At 68.8% G+C, this 18,055-nt stretch carries 15 protein-coding genes; 8 read left to right on the top strand and 7 right to left on the bottom strand.

The genetic code is table 11. From position 1 onward, the window contains the following. Positions 1-25 precede the first annotated feature (25 nt). Positions 26-694: a CGNR zinc finger domain-containing protein gene (locus HDA44_RS06915; RefSeq protein ID WP_184832283.1), complete on the top strand. Its 669-nt coding sequence runs from the start codon at positions 26-28 to the stop codon at positions 692-694. A gap of 185 nt (positions 695-879) precedes the next feature. Further along, positions 880-1,296, top strand: coding sequence for a VOC family protein (locus HDA44_RS06920; protein WP_184832284.1), 417 nt, complete (start codon positions 880-882; stop codon positions 1,294-1,296). A gap of 90 nt (positions 1,297-1,386) precedes the next feature. Here the strand turns inward: HDA44_RS06920 and HDA44_RS06925 are convergent, their stop codons facing one another. Next, positions 1,387-2,133: a phytanoyl-CoA dioxygenase family protein gene (locus tag HDA44_RS06925; protein ID WP_184832286.1), complete on the bottom strand. Its 747-nt coding sequence runs from the start codon at positions 2,131-2,133 to the stop codon at positions 1,387-1,389. Positions 2,134-2,203: 70 nt separating this feature from the next. Here HDA44_RS06925 and HDA44_RS06930 point away from each other — a divergent pair, with 70 nt between their 5' ends. After that, positions 2,204-3,022, top strand: a complete 819-nt coding sequence (locus HDA44_RS06930) for a helix-turn-helix domain-containing protein (RefSeq protein WP_184832288.1) — start codon at positions 2,204-2,206, stop codon at positions 3,020-3,022. Here the strand turns inward: HDA44_RS06930 and hrpA are convergent. Genes hrpA through HDA44_RS06950 form a run of 4 tightly spaced genes read right to left on the bottom strand, consistent with a single transcriptional unit; the run spans position 3,019 to position 10,053 of the window. After that, positions 3,019-7,044: an ATP-dependent RNA helicase HrpA gene (gene hrpA, locus HDA44_RS06935; RefSeq protein ID WP_184832289.1), complete on the bottom strand. Its 4,026-nt coding sequence runs from the start codon at positions 7,042-7,044 to the stop codon at positions 3,019-3,021. The genes HDA44_RS06930 and hrpA overlap by 4 nt on opposite strands. Before the next feature lie 53 nt (positions 7,045-7,097). Continuing rightward, positions 7,098-7,502 (bottom strand): universal stress protein, encoded by a 405-nt coding sequence (locus HDA44_RS06940; RefSeq protein WP_184832290.1) that lies wholly within the window; start codon positions 7,500-7,502, stop codon positions 7,098-7,100. A 26-nt stretch (positions 7,503-7,528) separates the two neighbouring features. After that, positions 7,529-9,115 (bottom strand): AMP-binding protein, encoded by a 1,587-nt coding sequence (locus HDA44_RS06945; RefSeq protein WP_184832291.1) that lies wholly within the window; start codon positions 9,113-9,115, stop codon positions 7,529-7,531. A gap of 59 nt (positions 9,116-9,174) precedes the next feature. Next, positions 9,175-10,053, bottom strand: coding sequence for an SDR family NAD(P)-dependent oxidoreductase (locus HDA44_RS06950; RefSeq protein WP_184832292.1), 879 nt, complete (start codon positions 10,051-10,053; stop codon positions 9,175-9,177). Between the two features lie 168 nt (positions 10,054-10,221). Between HDA44_RS06950 and HDA44_RS06955 the strand changes: the two genes are divergently transcribed. Continuing rightward, positions 10,222-11,277, top strand: coding sequence for a M24 family metallopeptidase (locus tag HDA44_RS06955; protein ID WP_337905690.1), 1,056 nt, complete (start codon positions 10,222-10,224; stop codon positions 11,275-11,277). Between the two features lie 13 nt (positions 11,278-11,290). Here HDA44_RS06955 and HDA44_RS06960 read toward each other — a convergent pair whose 3' ends face one another. Beyond that, positions 11,291-12,259, bottom strand: a complete 969-nt coding sequence (locus HDA44_RS06960) for a GlxA family transcriptional regulator (protein ID WP_337905691.1) — start codon at positions 12,257-12,259, stop codon at positions 11,291-11,293. A 70-nt stretch (positions 12,260-12,329) separates the two neighbouring features. On the opposite strand from HDA44_RS06960, the gene HDA44_RS06965 reads away from it, so the two are divergent. From HDA44_RS06965 to HDA44_RS06975, 3 genes are all read left to right on the top strand, one after another. Continuing rightward, on the top strand, positions 12,330-13,604 hold the full coding sequence (locus tag HDA44_RS06965; RefSeq protein WP_184832296.1) for an MFS transporter: 1,275 nt from the start codon (positions 12,330-12,332) through the stop codon (positions 13,602-13,604). A gap of 46 nt (positions 13,605-13,650) precedes the next feature. Further along, entirely contained in the window at positions 13,651-14,130 is a 480-nt protein-coding gene (soxR, locus tag HDA44_RS06970) for a redox-sensitive transcriptional activator SoxR (protein WP_184832298.1), read from the top strand. A gap of 64 nt (positions 14,131-14,194) precedes the next feature. Further along, complete coding sequence (locus tag HDA44_RS06975) at positions 14,195-16,318, top strand: RecQ family ATP-dependent DNA helicase (RefSeq protein WP_184832300.1); 2,124 nt, start codon at positions 14,195-14,197, stop codon at positions 16,316-16,318. A gap of 38 nt (positions 16,319-16,356) precedes the next feature. On the opposite strand, the gene HDA44_RS06980 is transcribed toward HDA44_RS06975, so the two are convergent. Then, positions 16,357-17,139, bottom strand: coding sequence for an ArsR/SmtB family transcription factor (locus tag HDA44_RS06980; RefSeq protein WP_184832302.1), 783 nt, complete (start codon positions 17,137-17,139; stop codon positions 16,357-16,359). Positions 17,140-17,243: 104 nt separating this feature from the next. On the opposite strand from HDA44_RS06980, the gene HDA44_RS06985 reads away from it, so the two are divergent. Then, positions 17,244-18,044, top strand: coding sequence for a GNAT family N-acetyltransferase (locus tag HDA44_RS06985; RefSeq protein ID WP_184832303.1), 801 nt, complete (start codon positions 17,244-17,246; stop codon positions 18,042-18,044). Positions 18,045-18,055: the final 11 nt, after the last annotated feature.

Raw genomic sequence — 18,055 nt, forward strand, 5'->3', positions numbered from 1 at the left:
GGCTGATACTGGTAGCGTCTCATCCATGACCGATGGTTTACACGGGGCTTTCCGCATCGTGGGCGGCCACCCTGCCCTCGACCTCGTGAACACGGTCAGCCCCCGGCTCCGCGGTGGCGCGTCCGAGCACGACTACCTGACGAGTCCGGCCGAGCTGCTGGCCTGGAGCCGCAAGGTCGAGCTGATCGACCTGCGCGATTTCAGTGCCGTCGAAGGCACCTGGCGGATGGCGCCGGTGCTGGCCGCGAAGGCGCTCGGCGCGACGCTGGAGATCCGCGAGGCGGTGTACGACGTGCTGGCGCCGCGGGCCGACGGCGCGGTGGTAGCAGCCGACGGGGTCAAGCGCGGCGCGGGTTCCGCCTTCGAGCGGTTGATGCTGCGCTGGTCGGCGGCGGCTGCGCGATCGATGCTGATCCCGGTGCCCGATCGCGATCGCGGCGTCGCCGAGCTGGTGATCGGGACGTCGCCGGCGCAGCTGATTCCGGACCGGCTGGTGACCGCAGCGGTCGAGCTCGTGCGGACGGTCGAGCTGCGCCAGCTGCGGGCCTGCCCGGTCCAGGACGGTGGTTGCGGCTGGCTGTTCCTGGACCGCAGCCGGAACGGTTCCCGCCGCTGGTGCGCGATGGAGGACTGCGGGACGCGGGCGAAGATCCGCAAGCTGGGCGAACGCCGGCGCTACCTACGTACCAGTTGAACAGTGGTAGCGAGGTCGAACCTTCACTGTCAGCGACCGGCTCACAGGGCGAGAACGCGTGTCGAAAGGTGCGAACTGTCCCCTCGACCTGTCATCGTAGGCGGCCGGGCCTTCTGACCTGACGGGCCTGGCCGGGCCTGCCCCTGACAACGGAGCAGGCTGACGCAACAGAAGCTGGAGGACAGATGACGCAGGTGGCAGAGCAGCCGGGCAGTACTGCCGGGCGGCTCGGCTCGGTGGTGCTGGATTGCCCGGACCCACTCGAGCTCGCCCAGTTCTACTCGGCGCTGCTGGGGCTGGACATCGACGACAACGGTGACGAGGACTGGCGGAGCCTGACCGGCCCCGGGTCGTCGCTGGGGTTCTCGACGCTGGCCTTCCGGCGCTCGGAGGAGTACGTGCCGGCCACGTGGCCCGGCACCGACGCGCGGGATCTCCATCTCGACCTGATCGTCGAGGACCTGTCCAGCGGTCACGCCACCGTGGTCGCCCTCGGGGCCGAGCCGCTCGACCCGCTGGACCCACCGCCCGCCGAGAACACGCGCGGCTGGCGGATCTACGCCGACCCCGCGGGGCATCCGTTCCGGATCTGCCTCGAGTGAGTCACCCGGAAGCCCGTCCCAGCCCCGCTGGGACGGGCTTCCCGCATGTCCGGGCCAATCGTTCAGGCCCTTTCGCTCAGCCCGGCCCGTTCAGGCCCAGTTCGCGCTGTCCGCGAACGGGAAGTGTCGCGCCGCGTCGTACCGGGGCCGTGGCTGGTAGCTGTTCACGCCCGGCTCGCCGCGCAGGTGGAACGCGCTCGGGTACGGCGACTCCGGGTCGGTGATCCGCGTCGACGCCGGGATGTACCGGATGGTCAGCCCGCAGCGCCGGTTCGGTGACGTGTTGGCGTTGCTGCCGTGCACGATGTTCGGGTGGTGTACTTCGACATCGCCCGGCGCGAGCACCATGTCGACCGCCTGGGTTTCGTCCACGTCGACCGCGATCTCCTTGCCGAGGACGCTCTCGACGTCGGTGTTGTCGCGCATCCCGGCCACCTCGCCGAGGTGGCTGCCCGGGATCACCCGGACGCAGCCGTTCGCCGGTGTCGAATGGTCGACCGCCAGCCAGAGCGTGACCACGCGCATCGGATCGAGCGGCCAGAACGCGGCGTCCTGATGCCAGAGCACCGGCTGGCCGGAGTACGGCGGTTTCGAGATGTAGTGCGACGCGAACAGCGCGACATCCGGCCCGACGAACTGCTGGGCGATGTCGACCAGCCGATCGTCACTGACGAGCCGGACCCAGAACGGGTCGTCGCGCAGGTAGGCGTGGCCGAGCTGCTCGGGGCGTACGTCGGGGTGCCTGGCTTGCAGCCACTCGACATGATCGTTCACTTCCTTGATCAGGTCCTGGTCGATGACGTCGCGGAAGATGACATAGCCGTCAGTTTCGAACATGCGTCAAGCGTGCGGTCGGCAGGTGGTCGGGGACTAGCAGCGGGCTGACCGGAATTTGTACTGTGTTGATGTGGAGCAGATCCTGCGGTTCGAGGCGCATGCGTTCGGCCGGCCGTACCATGCGGCCCGGGTACGGATCGCGGCGCGCGCCCGGGACACGGAGTTGCATACGCATGCGGACTTTCATGAGTTCATGGGCGTGGTTTCCGGGTGTGGTGAACACTTGCTGACGACAGGTGTCGAGGTACTCCGGCCGGGTGACGTGGTGCTGGTGCGTCCAAGTGATCGGCATGCGATTCGCGGGTCGGCGCCGGGTGGTCTGGAGTTCATCAACGTCGCGTTTCCGAACTCGATCTGGCAGGGGTTCCTGGACCTGACCCGTACTGCCACGTGGTCGTCGCGCGGGCCGATCAGCGTGCATCAGCCGGCGGCCGTACCTGTCTTCGAGCAGGCGCTGGCTCGGTTCCAGGACAGTCCGAGTACGTACGACCTGATCCGCTTCTGGACCGAGCTGCTGGAGTTGCTCAGGCCGGACGAGGCCGCCGCGCCCGGCGTACCCGACTGGTTGGCCAAGGCGTGTACGGCGATGCGCGCCGAAGCGAATCTTCGCGGCGGAGTGTCGCGCTTGCTCGAACTGGCAGGTGTCAGTCCCGCACACCTGTCCCGCTCGATGCGCGCCGCCTACGGCATCACCCCAACCGCCTTCGTCACCGACCTCCGCCTCGAACACGCCGCCTCGTTGCTAGCAGCAACCAACACCCCAATAGCCACCATCGCCACCACCTGCGGCTTCACCAGCCAGTCATACTTCACCCGCTGCTTCACCACCACCCACACACTCACCCCAACAGCCTTCCGCCACCGCGCTCAGCGAGCCTTCGTACCCTAACTGTCCGCGAGAGCTTTCCGGATGCGCTTCTCCGAGATCGGGTACGGCGTTCCGAGGGTCTGTGCGAAGAGGCTGATGCGCAGCTCCTCCAGCATCCATCGCACGTCGAGCAGTCCTGGGCTCGGGTACTTTCCGGTCGGTACTGCCCGCAGTCGCTTGCGGTACTCGTCGGTCAGCATGTCCACGACTGCCATCCCGGAACGGTCTCGTGCCGTGTTGGCAGCGAGCTTGTCCAGGCGCTGCTCCATGCCGCGCAAGTACCGAACCAGATCGGGAAGCCGCTTCGACCCGGTCTCGGTGATGAAGCCGGGATGGACGAGCCCTTCCAGCTGGCCGCGTACGTCCGACAACGCGGCCAGCAGCGCCGGACTGGAAGCACGCGAGATCTGCTTGTCCACGGTCCGCGCCTGCCCGAGCACCTGCTCGACTTGCCGCAGGATCGTCAGCACGGTGTCGGCCAGCTCGGAGCGTACGGCGTCGCGCAGGATCGAGAACGCGGTGAGGTTCCACGCCGGACCGCCCGCGGCCGCCATCAGCTGGTCGACGGCCGCCCCGATCGCGTCGTCGAGCAACTCACCGACGTTGCGATGCGGCCCCGCCATCAGGGTCAGCTTCTGCGCGCTGCTGAGGTGACGCTGAACGACGTCGATCACGGACGGCATCGTCAGCAGCAGGAGCCGTCGCGTACCGGCCCACATCGCGGCGGCCTGGTCGCGTTCGGTCTCCTGCAACCGGATCGCCACCGTCTTGCCTTCGTCGACGAGCGCGGGATACCCCGCCACGGTGAGGCCGTTGCGGTGCTCGGAGAAACTCTTGGGCAGATCGCCGAAGGTCCAGTCGGTCAGCCCGGACTTCTCCAGCCCGCTGACCGCCTTGGACGCGACCTGCGAGATCGCGGCCGTCGTCTTGGGTTTCAGCTGCTGCTTCAGCCGGGCGAGGTCCTTGCTCTCAGCAACCGTCTTGCCCTTGTCGTCCTCGACCCGGAACGTCATCCGCAGATGCTCCGGCACCCGGCTCCAGTCCCAGTCGGCCGGCTCGATCACGACGCCGCGCAGTTCCCGCAACGCCCGCGCCATCGCGTCGGTGAGCGCACCGGACGCCGGGTCGAGCTCGGGCAGGATCTGCCGCGCGTGGTCCGGCGCCGGCACGATGTTGCGCCGGACCGCCTTCGGCAACGACTTGATCAGCGTCGTGACGAGCTCCTCCCGGAAGCCCGGCACCGTCCACTCGAAACCGTCCGCGGTGACCTGGTTCAGTACGAGCAAGGGGATGTGTACGGTCACCCCGTCGGCGTCCGTGCCCGGCTCGAACGCGTACGTGAGGCCGAACGTCATCCCGTTCCGCGTCCACTGCAGCGGGAACTCGTCCTCCTTCACCTCCGCGCCCTCGCGCACCACCAGCGACCGTTCGAAGTCGAGCAGGTCGGCGTCGCGCTGCCGGGCGGTCTTCCACCAGGTGTCGAAGTGCCGCCCGGTGACCACCTCGGCGCCGATCCGCTCGTCGTAGAAGGCGAACAGCGTCTCGTCGTCGACCAGCAGGTCGCGCCGCCGGGTACGCTCCTCCAGCTCTTCGACTTCCTCGATCAGCTTCCGGTTCTCGTGGAAGAACTTGTGGTGGGTGTCCCAGTCGCCCTCGACCAGCGCGTGCCGGATGAACAGCTCCCGCGACACTTCCGGATCGACCTTGCCGTAGTTCACTTTCCGGCGCGCGACGATCGGCACGCCGTACAGGGTGACCTTCTCGTACGCCATCACGGCGCCGGCCTTGCGCTCCCAGTGTGGTTCCGAGTACGACCGTTTGATCAGGTGTGGCGCGAGGTCCTCGGCCCACTCGGGCTCGATCTTCGCGTTCACCCGCGCCCACAGCTTGGACGTCTCGACCAGCTCGGCGGCCATCACGAACTGCGGCGGCTTCTTGAACAGCCCGGAGCCGGGGAAGATCGCGAACTTGGTGCCGCGGGCACCGATGTACTGATGTGGGTTGGCCGGATCCTTGAGCCCGAGATGCGACAGCAGGCCGGACATCAGCGCGATGTGTACGCTCCGCGGGTCGGCCGGACCGCCGGAGTTGAGCGTGACACCGATCTGCGAGGCGACCTGCCGGAGCTGCGCGAAGATGTCCTGCCACTCGCGGACCCGGAGATAGTTCAGGTACTCGCCGCGGCACATCCGGCGGAACTGGTTGCCGGACAGGTCCTTCTGCTGCTTCTTCAGGTAACTCCAGAGGTTCAGGTACCCGAGGAAGTCGCTGTTCGGGTCCCGGAACCGGGCATGCGCCTGCTGGGCCTGCGCCTCGGCGTCGGTCGGCCGTTCGCGCGGGTCCTGGATGGACAGCGCGGCGGCGATCACCATCACCTCGCGTACGCAGGAGTGCTTGTCGGCCTCGACGATCATCCGGGCCAGCCGCGGGTCGAGCGGGATCTGCGCGAGCTGCCGCCCGATCGGCGTCAGCCGGCCGCCCTTCGGGGACTCGATCGCGCCCAGCTCGGTGAGCAGTTGCAGGCCGTCGGTGATGCTGCGTTTGTCCGGTTCGTCGATGAACGGGAACGCGGCGATGTCGCCGAGCCCGATCGCGGTCATCTGCAGGATCACCGACGCCAGGTTGGTCCGCAGGATCTCGGGATCGGTGAACTCGGGCCGGCTCTCGAAGTGCTCCTCCGAGTACAGCCGGATGCAGATCCCGTCGCTGGTCCGGCCGCTGCGGCCCTTGCGCTGGTTCGCGCTCGCCTGCGAGACCGGTTCGATCGGAAGATGCTGGACCTTTGTCCGGTGGCTGTACCGGGAGATCCGCGCCGTACCTGGATCGATCACGTACTTGATCCCGGGCACTGTCAGCGAGGTCTCGGCGACGTTCGTGGCGAGTACGATCCGGCGGTTCGAGTGTGCCTGGAAGACACGATGCTGCTCGGCGTTCGACAGCCGGGCGTACAGGGGGAGTACCTCGACGGCGCCGGGCCGGCCGCGCTGGGCGGCGTACTTGTCGTTCAGCGCGTCGGCGGTGTCGCGGATCTCGCGTTCACCACTGAGGAAGACCAGTACGTCGCCGTCGGCCTCGTACTCGAGCTCGTCGACGGCGTCCAGGATCGCCTGGGTCTGGTCGCGGTCGATGGTGGCCGGGTCGTCGGGATCGTTGACCGGGCGGTACCGGACCTCGACCGGGTAGGTCCGGCCGGAGACCTCGACGATCGGCGCCGGCGTCCCGTCGGCGGCGGCGAAGTGGGTGGCGAACCGTTCCGGGTCGATGGTCGCCGAGGTGATGATCACCTTGAGGTCCGGGCGGCGGGGGAGCAGCCGTTTCAGGTACCCGAGGATGAAGTCGATGTTCAGGCTGCGCTCGTGCGCCTCGTCGATGATGAGGGTGTCGTACCGGGTCAGGTCGCGGTCGCGCTGCAGCTCGTTCAGCAGGATGCCGTCGGTCATCAACTTGACCAGCGAGCGTTCGCCGACCTTGTCGGTGAACCGGACCGCGAAGCCGATCGTCTCGCCGAGCTCGGACCCGAGCTCCTCCGCGATCCGCTCCGCGACGGTACGCGCGGCCAGCCGGCGGGGCTGGGTGTGACCGATCATCCCGTGGATGCCGCGGCCGAGTTCGAGGCAGATCTTCGGGATCTGGGTGGTCTTGCCGGAGCCGGTCTCGCCCGCGACGACGACTACTTGGTGGTCCCGGATCGCGGTGGCGATCTCGTCCTTCAGCCGGCTGACCGGAAGCTCTTCCGGGTACGTGATCTCCGGCACCGCCGCGCGCCGCAGCTCGACCCGCCGCTCGGCCTGCTCGACGGCGCCGACCAGCCCTTGGAGCGCCTGCTCGCGCTTCCCGGCCTCGTGCATGCCGCGGACCCGCTCCAGCCGCTTCCCCAACTGCACGCGGTCGTAGGCCGACAGCCCATCCAGCCGAGTCACCAGCTCCCCGAGCCCACCAGGCTGCGTGGTGGGGGAGGTGCGCCCCTTGCCGCCACGGCGGCGCCGGCGGTTGACTGGCTTCTCGGTGGGGGCTTGGGACGGCTCGGTCCGGGCATCAGGCATAACCGCACCAGTTTACGGGGAGGTTGGTGGGCGGCTCATCTGGTTATCCGGGGTCAGTCGTGCGGGGAGGCGACCTTCACGGCGAGGACCGGGACCGGGGACTCGAGCAGGACCCGCTGGGCGGTGCTGCCGAGGATGAGTTTTCCGACCGGGCTGCGGCGGCGCAGACCGAGGACGATCAGGCCGACGTCGTCCGCGGCGGCCGCCTTCAGCAGCGAGCCGGCCACGTCGCCGTCGGAGAGTGCCTGCTGGATGGTGACCTCGATGCCCTTCGCGCGCAGGGCGGCTTCGGCGGCGGCGAGCTCGTCGGCGTTGGCGTAGCGGGCGTCGATGTAGGCGTCACCACGGCTGGTGTTCAGCAGCAGCACCGAGGCCCCGCGCAGTTCCGCTTCGGTGGCGGCCGCGGCCAGCGCGGCCTCGCCTTCGGGAGTTGGCACATAACCGACCAGGATCTTCACGGGGCCACTCTCCCATGCGCGCGCGTTCACCGGCCCGATGGCGGGGTCAGCCGGCCGCGCAGCACCTTTCCGGTCGCGTTCCGCGGTAAGTCGTCGACGATGACGACACGGCGCGGGGTCTGGTACCGCGCCAGGTTCGCCTTCGCGTACGCGATCAGGTCGGCTTCGGTGGCCGGTTCGTGCAGTACGACGTACGCGACCAGGCGCTGGCCGAACTCCTCGTCCGGTACGCCGACGACGACTGCCTCGGCGACGGCCGGATGCGTCGCGAGGCAGTGCTCCACCTCGACCGGGTACACGTTCTCGCCGCCGGAGACGATCATGTCGTCCTCGCGGCCGTCGATGAAGAGCCGGCCGGCGTTGTCGAGGTGACCGCGGTCGCCGGTACTCATCCGGCCGTCGACCGTGGTTCTGGAAGAGCCGTCGGAGTACCCGCCGAACACGAGTCCGCCGCCCGCGAAGATCCGCCCAGTGGTGCCTGGTGGTACCGGCTGGTCCTGGTCGTCGAGGATGCGGATCGAGCTACCGAGGCACGGGCGGCCGACGGTGCCGGGCGCGGCGATCAGGTCGGCGGAGGTGGCGATCGTGGCGATGCCGATCTCGCTCGACCCGTACGCGTCGCAGAGCACCGGGCCGAAGCGGTCGATGAAGTCGGCGGCCAGCGGTACGTCCAGGCGAGAGGCGCCGGAGATGACCGCGCGGAGGGAACGCAGGTCGTATTCGGCGGTGGCTTCCGGGCCGAGGTCGAGCAGCCGCCGGAGCATCACCGGTACCGCGACGACCGCGCCGGCACGGGTCGTCTGGATGTCGGCGAGCAAGGTCGCGGCGTCGAAGCGGGGGCGGAGTACGAGCGGCGAGCCGAGGAACAGGGCGAGCATGGAGGTGAGCAGCCCGAGCCCATGGAACAGCGGCGGGCAGATCACCGTCGGCTCACCCGCCCGCAATCCAAACCGCTGCAACGCGCTGCCCGTCAGCCCCGCCAGCCCAATCGCGCTAGTGGCCCGCGGCGCTCCCTTCGGCACCCCCGTGGTCCCCGACGTCAACAAAGTGATCCGCCCCACCCGCCCAGACACCGGCGCGGAAGGAGCTGAGGACCGAGCAAGTTGATCCAGCTCAGAGGTGACTGAGGAGAGGTTGGCGGGTGGGGTGAACTCGGGGTCGCGGATGAGGAGGTTGGGGTGGTGGTGCTGGAGGGTTGTGTGCAGCTGAGGCTCGGAGAGTTCTGTGTTTACGAACAGGACGTCGGCGCCCAGGCGGGAGGCTGCGAGGGTGGCTTCGATGAAAGCTCGGTGGTTGCGGCACAGGATGGCCACCTTGCTGCCGGCGCCGATGCCGTACTCGGCGTGCAGCCCGGCGGCGATTCGTTCGCAGCGGTGGTCGAGTTCCGCGTACGTGATCTGGTCCGGACCTGAAATCACCGCCGGCCTGTCCGGGTACCGGATCGCGGCGACGGCCCCGAGGGTGGCCATCGACTGGCCGTACGTCCGCAGCGCGCGTTCGATCCGCACCAACTGGGCCGGTCCGGCTGACCGCCACACCCCGGACCGGACCAGCGCGACCGACAGTTCACCAACCTCCGCCGCACCCCGCAACAACCACTCCGGCGGCCGCACAGGCCGGACCGGAACGATTTGCCGGAGTCGGCCAGTCGGACGGTTCGGCAGGCGCGGCGTCATCGCTTCTTCCCGCCTCCGGTGCGGCGGAAGTACTGCTCGAAGATCCGGTCCGTCGGCACCCGCAACAAGTTGCCGACGGCATCGGCCGGGCGGACGAACGGTGGGGTGATGTTGTGCGGCCGCTCCGCCACCGCCGTACATACCTGGTCGGCCGCCTGCTCCGGCGTCAACCCGGGCAGCTTGTTCAGCAACGGCGTCGGCTCGCTCATCCGCGTGTGGACGAGCCCCATGTACACCGTGGACGTCGTCACCCCGGCACCGCGAACCTCCTGCGCCACGCACCGCAGCCACACGTCGAACGCACTCTTCGACGCCAGGTACGCGGACCAGCGCGCCATCGGCGGCGTACGCACCCCGGCTGTGGACACGTTGACGATATGACCGGACCCGCGCGCACACATCGACGGCAACAGTTCGAGGACGAGCTTCGCCGGGCCGAGGTAGTTGATCGCATTGGTGCGCTCGAGATCGTGGAACCGCTGGTACGTGTCCGCGATCGACCGCCGGATCGACTTGCCGGCGTTGCTGACCAGGATGTCGACGTGTTCATGCTCCGCGAGGACGGTCCGCGCCAGCTCTTCGACGGCGGCCGGGTCGGCGAGGTTCGCCGGGTACACGTACGCGGCGCCGCCGCCGGAACGGATCTCGTCTGCCACGGCCTGCAACTGCTCCTCGGTCCGCGCGACCAGCAGGACCGTCGCACCAGCGCCCGCCAGCCGCCGCGCGGTCGCCGCACCGATCCCGTACGAGGAGCCGGTCACCAGCACGACTTTGCCCCGAACGGCCGCACTCAGCCGCTCGTCGGAGACCCGGCTCCGTCCATTGGTCAACGCAACCAGCAACCCCCACCCGACTGGCCGCTTCGCAGTCACCATGACTCGACATTACCCGCTGGTAGCGTCGAGTGGGAGGTGCAAGCTGATCGAGGAAAGTTCTAGCAAGCCACCGCGTCCGTTTCCTAGAGTCGCATCATGGCCCGTCGCTCAGCTGTACCTCCTGTCCCAGACTCCGATGTCCTCCGTGCTCGTTTGGACCGTGCCCGCGTGGCTGCTGCCGGTACCGGCCTGGTGATCGCACCAGGGTCGGACCTGCGCTACTTACTCGGACAGGCCGGCGGTTCGTTCGAGCGGCTGACCGCACTAGTCATCCCAGCCGACGGTGCGCCGGCCCTGATCGTCCCGAAGCTCGAAGCGCCCGGGTACGCGGACCTGCCGCTCGACGAGTTGGGTGTGGAGGTCGTGACCTGGGTGGACAGCGTCGACCCGTACGAGCTGGCGGCGAAGCGGTTGGGATCAGCCGAGCGGGTCGCGGTCAGTGACTTCACGCCCGCGCTGCATGTGTTCGGTCTCCGTGACGCCCTCCCGAAGGCCGAGCAGGTGCTCGCGGGACCGATCATCCGCGAGTTGCGGATGCGGAAGGACGCCGCCGAGATCGAGGCGCTGCGGAAGGCCGGCGCGGCGATCGATCGCGTGCATGCTCGCGTCGGCGAGTGGCTGCGGGCAGGCCGGACCGAGGCCCAGGTCGGGGCCGACATCGAGGCCGCGATCGTCGCCGAAGGCCACACCGCGGCGGATTTCGTGATCGTCGCGAGTGGCCCGAACGGCGCCAGTCCGCATCACGCGCTGTCCGGCCGAGTGATCGAAGCAGGTGATGTGGTGGTCGTCGACATCGGCGGTCCGGTGGCCGAGGGCTACAACTCCGATTCGACCCGGACGTACTCGGTGGGTGCGCCGCGGGACGCCGACGTTGCCGAGACTTATGCGGTACTCCAGGAAGCACAGCAGGCGGCGGTGGCTGCCGTACGCCCCGGAGCGACGGCGGAGTCGATCGACGCGGCGGCGCGGGACGTGATCGCGGCGGCTGGGTTCGGTGACTTCTTCATTCATCGGACCGGGCACGGGATCGGCCTGGACGTGCATGAGGAGCCGTACATCGTGGCCGGGAACAGCCTGCCGCTGGAGGCGGGGATGGCGTTCAGCGTCGAGCCGGGCATCTACCAGCCGGGCCGCTGGGGTGCGCGGATCGAGGATATCGTCGTGGTCACCGCGGACGGTCGCGAGTCGATGAACAACCAGCCGCACGGCCTCGTACAGGTCTGAGTGCAGGTCTGACTCAGCCCGCCCGGAACGTTTTGCGGTAGGCGAGCGGCGAGACGCCCAGCCCGGACCGCAGGTGGTGCCGCAGGGAGGCCGCCGTACCGAGGCCGGCCTCCTCGGCGACCCGCTCCACGGACAGATCGGTCGTCTCCAGCAGGTGGCAGGCGTGCCGGACGCGCTGCTGCAGCAGCCAGGTACCGGGGGACTGGCCGGTCTCGGCCTTGAACCGGCGGCTGAACGTACGGACGCTCATCCGCGAATGCGCGGCCATCGCGGGCAGGCTGATCTCGTCCGCGAGGCGATGCAAGATCCACGCCCGCGTCGGTGCCGTGCCTTCACTGCCTTCGTCGGGGACCGCGCGCTCGATGAACTGTGACTGGCCGCCATCCCGCCAGGGCGCGACCACACAGTGCCGGGCCGCGCGGTTCGCGACCTCGCTGCCGAAGTCGCGGCGGATCAGGTGCAGACACAGGTCGACGCCGGCCGCCAGCCCGGCCGAGGTGAGGATGTCGCCGTCGTCGATGAACAACCGGTCCTCGTCGAGCTTCACGTCCGGGTAGACGGCGCGGAACATCTCGGCGCGCGCCCAGTGCGTCGTCGCCGGGCGTCCATCCAGGTAGCCGGCCGCGCCGAGGACGAACGCGCCGGTGCAGATCGAGGCGATGCGGGTACCCGGGCGGATCGTGGCGAGCGCGGCGATCAGGTCGTCGGGCAGCGTGCCTTCGTGCCGGGGCTGCGCGATGTACGTGCCCGGGATGATCACGGTGTCCGCCTCGGCGAGTGCCTCCGGCCCGTGGTCGGGGATCATCGTGAACCCGGCACCGGCCTTGATCGGTCCGCCGAGCCCGCACACGCGGGTGTCGTACAGCTTGGTGCCGTCGGCGGTCGTGGCCGCGCCGAGCACGGTCGGCGGGATGGTCAGGTCGAAGCCGACCACCGGATCGATGGCGAGCACGGCGACGATGTGCGGGCGACGAACAACCATGGCCATATCTTGACACATGGTGTCCTTCTGGCCACTAGTTTGATGATGATCGAACTGCCATCCTGTCCCGGTGACGCAGACTGTGGAGGTACGAAAGGCTCGCCGGGTGCACTTGGCCTGGGCGGTCGCGGCGGTCGGATTCGTGACGTTGATAGGTGCGGCCGGATTCCGCTCGGTGCCGGGCGTACTGCTGGATCCGCTGCACGAGGAGTTCGGCTGGTCGCACGCGACGATCTCCGCGGCGGTGTCGATCAACCTGCTGTTGTACGGCGGGATCTCGCCGTTCGCGGCGGCGCTGATGGACCAGCTGGGACTGCGCAAAGTGGTCAGCAGTGCACTGGTACTGATCGCACTGGGCAGCGGCCTGACGGTGTTCATGACCGACTCGTGGCAGCTGCTGCTGTGCTGGGGGCTGCTCGTTGGTGTCGGTACTGGGTCGATGTCGATGACGTTCGTGGCGACGATCACCGGGCGGTGGTTCGTACATCGTCGTGGTCTGGTCACTGGTGTACTCACCGCTGCCGGTGCGACCGGGCAGCTGATCTTCCTGCCGCTGATTGCCACACTGGCTTCGCGGTACGGCTGGCGTGTGCCTGCACTTGTCGCGGCCGGTGCCGCGTTGGCTGTCGTACCGCTGGTGTTGCTGTTCCTCCGGGACTATCCGAGTGACGTCGGACTAAGGGCGTACGGCGCTCCGGAAGGTAGTACGGCCGGTCAACGTGTCAAGGCATCCGGCAGCAGCGCAGTACGCGCTCTGAACGCTCTACGGACCGCGTCGCGCCGACCGGCGTTCTGGATGCTGGCTGGTGGTTTCGCCATCTGTGGCGCATCGACGAACGGTCTGGTCGGTACACACTTCGTCACTGCTGCACACGACCACGGGATGCCCGCTACAACCGCTGCATCGCTGCTGGCACTGGTCGGTGTGTTCGACGTCGGCGGAACGATCTTCTCGGGCTATCTGACCGACCGGTGGGACCCGCGGTACCTGCTGATCGCGTACTACTCACTGCGCGGCCTGTCACTGCTCGTACTGCCATCACTGCTGGGGCCGACGGCCGCACCCAGTACCTGGGTGTTCATCATCTTCTACGGGCTCGACTGGGTAGCGACCGTGCCGCCGACGGTTGCACTGTGCCGCGAGTGGTTCGGGCAGGACGGACCGATCGTCTTCGGATGGGTGTTCGCGTCGCATCAAGTCGGTGCCGCACTGGCCGCGACCGGCGCCGGCGCGATCCGGGACGCGCAGGGCAGCTACAACCTCGCCTGGTACCTGGCCGGCGGCCTGTGCGCCGCGGCCGCCCTGATGTCGGCAAGCATCGGACGCCGAGTCGTGACTGCCTGACCCCGTCGGCTAGCCTCGATCTAGGTTGAGGTTGGAGGAGCGGGCCATGGATATCGAGCCTGGTGAGTTGACGGTCGGGCAGCTGTCGCAGCGCAGTGGCGTGGCGATCTCGGCATTGCATTTCTACGAGCGTCAGGGTCTGATCCTCAGCCGCCGTACGTCGGGCAACCAGCGCCGGTACAAGCGCGACACGCTCCGGCGGGTGGCGCTGGTGCGGATCGCGCAGCGGGTCGGCATCCCGCTCGCCGAGGTGGCCGCGATCCTGAAGCTGCTGCCGGAGAACCGGACGCCGACGCGGGCCGACTGGGAGCGGATCTCGGAGTGCTGGCAGGCCGAGCTCGACCGCCGCATCCTGCATCTCGAGCAGCTCCGCGACGACTTCAAGGACTGCGTCGGCTGCGGTTGCCTTTCGCTGGACCGGTGCGCCCTCGCCAACCCGTACGACACGCTGGCGGCGGCCGGTCCGGGACCGCGGCGACTGGTCGACCCCGCCGGCGAACCCTGCCATCCGGGCAAGTGCGCCTGAGGTTATCCACAGTCGAGCGGCGGCGGCCAGCGAACTGGGGGTGCGGGCGTCTAGGGTCGTCGGCATGACTGATGGATCGCTTGCTCTGACCGAGGCCCGGGCGAAGGTTGCCGGGGACGTGATCCGCGCGATCGCGGGTGACGGCGCCCGGCTGCGCGCGGATCAGGAGACCGCCGTCGCGGCGCTGTGCGAGGCGGCGGCGCGGGTGCTGGTCGTGCAAGCGACCGGCTGGGGCAAATCTGCGGTGTACTGGGCGGCCACCGCGATCCGGCGATCTGAAGGTTTCGGCCCGACCCTGGTCGTGTCGCCGCTGCTGTCACTGATGCGTGACCAGGTCGCGGCCGCCAGCCGGGCCGGGCTGCGCGCCGCCACGCTGAACTCGAACAACATCGACGAGTGGTCGAGCATCGAGCACGACCTGCGATCGGGCGCGATCGACGTCCTGCTGGTGTCGCCGGAGCGGCTCGCCAACCCCGGTTTCGGCCGGCGCGTACTGGACGGGATCTCCGGGCAGATCGGCCTGCTGGTCATCGACGAGGCGCACGCGGTGTCGGACTGGGGGCATGACTTCCGGCCGGACTACCGCCGGGTGTCGGACGTGCTGCAGCGGCTGAACCCGAAGACCCCCGTGCTCGCAACCACCGCCACGGCCAACTCGCGAGTCACCGAGGATGTGGCGAAGCAACTGGGGGAGTCGACGCTGGTGCTGCGCGGCCCACTTGCGCGGTCGAGTCTCCAGCTCGCCGTGGTGAACGCGTTGTCTCCGCTGGACCGGTTCGCCTGGGTGGTGGACGAGCTGCCGAAGCTGCCGGGGTCGGGGATCGTCTACACACTGACGGTGGCCGATGCGCAGCGGCTGGCCGCGGTGGTCCAGGAAGCGTACGGCCGGGACGTGCCGGTCGCGGCGTACACGGGTCAGCTGGACGCGGGGGAGCGGGAGAGCCTTGAGGACGCCCTCCGGGACAACCGGCTGAAGGCCCTGATCGCTACTTCCGCGTTGGGTATGGGGTACGACAAGCCGGACCTCGGCTTCGTGGTGCATGTCGGGTCGCCGCCGTCACCGGTCTCGTACTATCAGCAGGTCGGTCGTGCCGGTCGCGGCATCGACCACGCGGTCGTCGCCCTGCTTCCGTCGGACGCGGACGCGGGCGTCTGGGACTACTTCGCGACCGCGACGATCCCGGTGCCGGAGAACGTCCAGCGGCTGCTTCAGGCGCTCGGGAGCTACGGGCCGGATGCGCCCGCGACGGTGCCTGGCCTGGAAGCAGAGACCGGCCTGCGGCGTACGCGGGTCGAGCTGATGCTCAAACAGCTGGCGGTCGACGGCGTCGTCGATCGGGTCGAGAAGGGCTGGGTACGGACCGGCGCGGAGTGGACGTTCGACGCGGAGCACTACGACGGCATCGTGTCGGTACGGCGGCGTGAGGCCGACATCATGCGCGCGTACACCCGCGGCGACCGTTGCCTGATGCAACTGCTCCAGGAGTCGCTGGACGATCCGTCCGCCGAGCCGTGCGGCCGCTGCTCGGTCTGCCTCGGGCACCTCCCGGAGCCACTCGTCGCCGAACCCTCCGCGGAGACGGTCGCGACGATCACCCGGTTGCTCCGCGGCGAAGTACACGTCCTGGAGCCGCGGAAGATGTGGCCGGGCGGCGCGTTCGGTGGCCGCGGGCGGATCCCGTCGGAGCTGTCCGCGGACGCCGGCCGGATCGTGGTGTTCGCGGACGCGCCGGAGTGGCGGGAGATCCTGCAGGGTGCCTTCAATGCCTCGCCGCCGGTTGGTGATGCGGTTGAAGCGTTGAAGTCCGGCGCTGTCGCGGCGTTGTCCAAGTGGCGCGGGTCGTGGTCGAGCCGGCCGGAGGTGGTCGTCCCGCTCGCGGCCGGCGGGCACCGCGAGCTGACGTCGACTGTCGCCGACCACATCGCGGCCGTCGGGCGGTTGGAGCGAGCTGAGCTCACCGTCGATCGCGCCGCGTACACCGATGACTTGTCGTCGGCCGAGGAAGCGAAGGTGTGGCGAGACGGTCTGCAGGTGGACGCCGGGGCAGAGCAGTCGGTCGCCGGCCGGACGGTGCTGCTCCTGGTCGACTCCACGTCCTCCCAGTGGCCGGTCACGGTCGCCGCCGCCAAACTCCGCGATGCCGGCGCGGCCGCGGTCCTCCCGCTGGTCCTACACAAACGCCCCTGAGCCGGCTGGGAGGTGGGAGCAGCCCCTGAGCAGGTTGGCTAGGTGGTCTCCAGGAAGGTTTTGAGGTCGGCGATGACGCGCGGCCAACCCTCCTGGAGCATGGGGCGGATGACGCTGCCGGGCTCGAAGCCGGTGTGTACGACGGTGAGCTTGACCTGGTCGTCGACCGGTTCAAGCTCGAACGCCACACTCGACAGCGGCTCCTGCCGGATCTGTGCGGCAACATCCGCCGCGATCCCGACCGTACTGGCGAACTCCGGCGTGACGTGGTGCCACGCGTACGCCAGCCGCGTGTACGGCTCGTGTTCGAGCACGACCTGCCCTGGCCCGGCCATCGACACGTCCTTCAGGTGCCAGACCATCTCCGACCCGGGCTTCCAGTCGGTCTCGTGGTGCAGGTCCCAGTACTGCTCGGTGAACTTCGGGTCGGTCAGTGCCTGCCACAACCGCTCCGGCGTGGTCCGGATGTACGTGGTGTAGACGAAGTCGTCCTGGTGGTCGCTCATGGTGGTTTCGGCCTCCAAAGCCGTCTTGAGGTCGGCGAACAGCTGCAGCCGCCGCCGGTCGTACTGATGGAGCCAGCGATCGGCGATCGCGTTGATCGGCTCGGCATTCAGGTAGTGGTACTTCTCGCGTCCGCGCCGGATCGTGCTGACCAGATTCGCGGCTTCGAGGACGGCCAGGTGCTTGCTGACCGACTGCCGGGCCATGTCCAGCTCGGCGCACAGCTCGCGCAGCGTCTGTCCGTTGCGCCCGTTCAGCAGATCCAGCAGGCGGCGCCGGCTGGGGTCGGCCAGCGCGCGGAACACCTCGTCGTCCATGCCGCTCCGATCAATAGGCAGCCGATTGGCTGCATGTCCAAAATAGGCAGCCGGAAGGCTGCATGTCAAGCCAACTCGGTTGACGGGCAGGCGAGGATGGACGCGTGCACTTCGAGAGCCTGGGATTCCGGACCGACCTGTTCCTGCTGAAGCTGAGTGGCAGTACCTTCGAGGACGCCGGCGAGTACGTCGTGGTCCGGACGCCGGACAACCCCGGTTTCTGGTGGGGCAACTTCCTGCTCTACCGGACGCCGTTCGCGCCGGGCAGTGTCGAGTCGCGGCTGGCCGATTTCCACCGCGAGCTACCGGCCGCGAAACACGTTGCCTTCGGCATCGACAGCGTGGACGGCGTGCTCGGTGCGGCCGGCGCCGCGGAAGAGCTGACCGCCGCCGGGTTCACGATCGAGTACAACGTGGTGATGACGGCCGAGCGGGTGATCCCGCCGAAGCGTCCGAACGAGGAGTCGACGTACCGCTTCCTGGCCGGCGACGACGACTGGGAGCAGCTGTACCACCAGACGCTCGCGACGACCGACCTGACGGTGGACGAGGAGTACAAGGAGTTCAGCCGGCGCAAGCTGGCCGCGAAGCGTGCGCTGGTCGAAGCCGGGCACGGGACGTGGTTCGGTGCGTTCGACGGCGACCGGTTGCAGAGTTCGCTGGGGCTGATGTTCGACGGCGCGGGGGTGGCCCGGTTCCAGAACGTGCAAACGTCGCCGGAGGATCGCGGGCGCGGCCTGGCCAGTACGCTCGTCCATCACGCGTCCACGTACGGCCTGACCGAGGGCGGGGCGAAGACGCTGGTGATGGTCGCCGATCCGGACTACCTTGCCATCCGGCTCTATCGGGCGGTCGGGTTCACGGATTCGGAGACCCAGCTCGCGTTGATCCGGCAGCCCTCATGACAGTGCTGGGG

Origin of the sequence: Kribbella solani (assembly GCF_014205295.1) — a bacterium.
Lineage (GTDB): Bacteria > Actinomycetota > Actinomycetes > Propionibacteriales > Kribbellaceae > Kribbella > Kribbella solani.

Coding starts and splice junctions, on each gene's coding strand:
- HDA44_RS06915 (WP_184832283.1), top strand. CDS start 26: ATGACCGATGGTTTACACGGGGCTTTCCGCATCGTGGGCGGCCACCCT.
- HDA44_RS06920 (WP_184832284.1), top strand. CDS start 880: ATGACGCAGGTGGCAGAGCAGCCGGGCAGTACTGCCGGGCGGCTCGGC.
- HDA44_RS06925 (WP_184832286.1), bottom strand. CDS start 2,133: ATGTTCGAAACTGACGGCTATGTCATCTTCCGCGACGTCATCGACCAG.
- hrpA (WP_184832289.1), bottom strand. CDS start 7,044: ATGCCTGATGCCCGGACCGAGCCGTCCCAAGCCCCCACCGAGAAGCCA.
- HDA44_RS06950 (WP_184832292.1), bottom strand. CDS start 10,053: ATGGTGACTGCGAAGCGGCCAGTCGGGTGGGGGTTGCTGGTTGCGTTG.
- HDA44_RS06960 (WP_337905691.1), bottom strand. CDS start 12,259: ATGGTTGTTCGTCGCCCGCACATCGTCGCCGTGCTCGCCATCGATCCG.
- soxR (WP_184832298.1), top strand. CDS start 13,651: ATGGATATCGAGCCTGGTGAGTTGACGGTCGGGCAGCTGTCGCAGCGC.
- HDA44_RS06975 (WP_184832300.1), top strand. CDS start 14,195: ATGACTGATGGATCGCTTGCTCTGACCGAGGCCCGGGCGAAGGTTGCC.
- HDA44_RS06980 (WP_184832302.1), bottom strand. CDS start 17,139: ATGGACGACGAGGTGTTCCGCGCGCTGGCCGACCCCAGCCGGCGCCGC.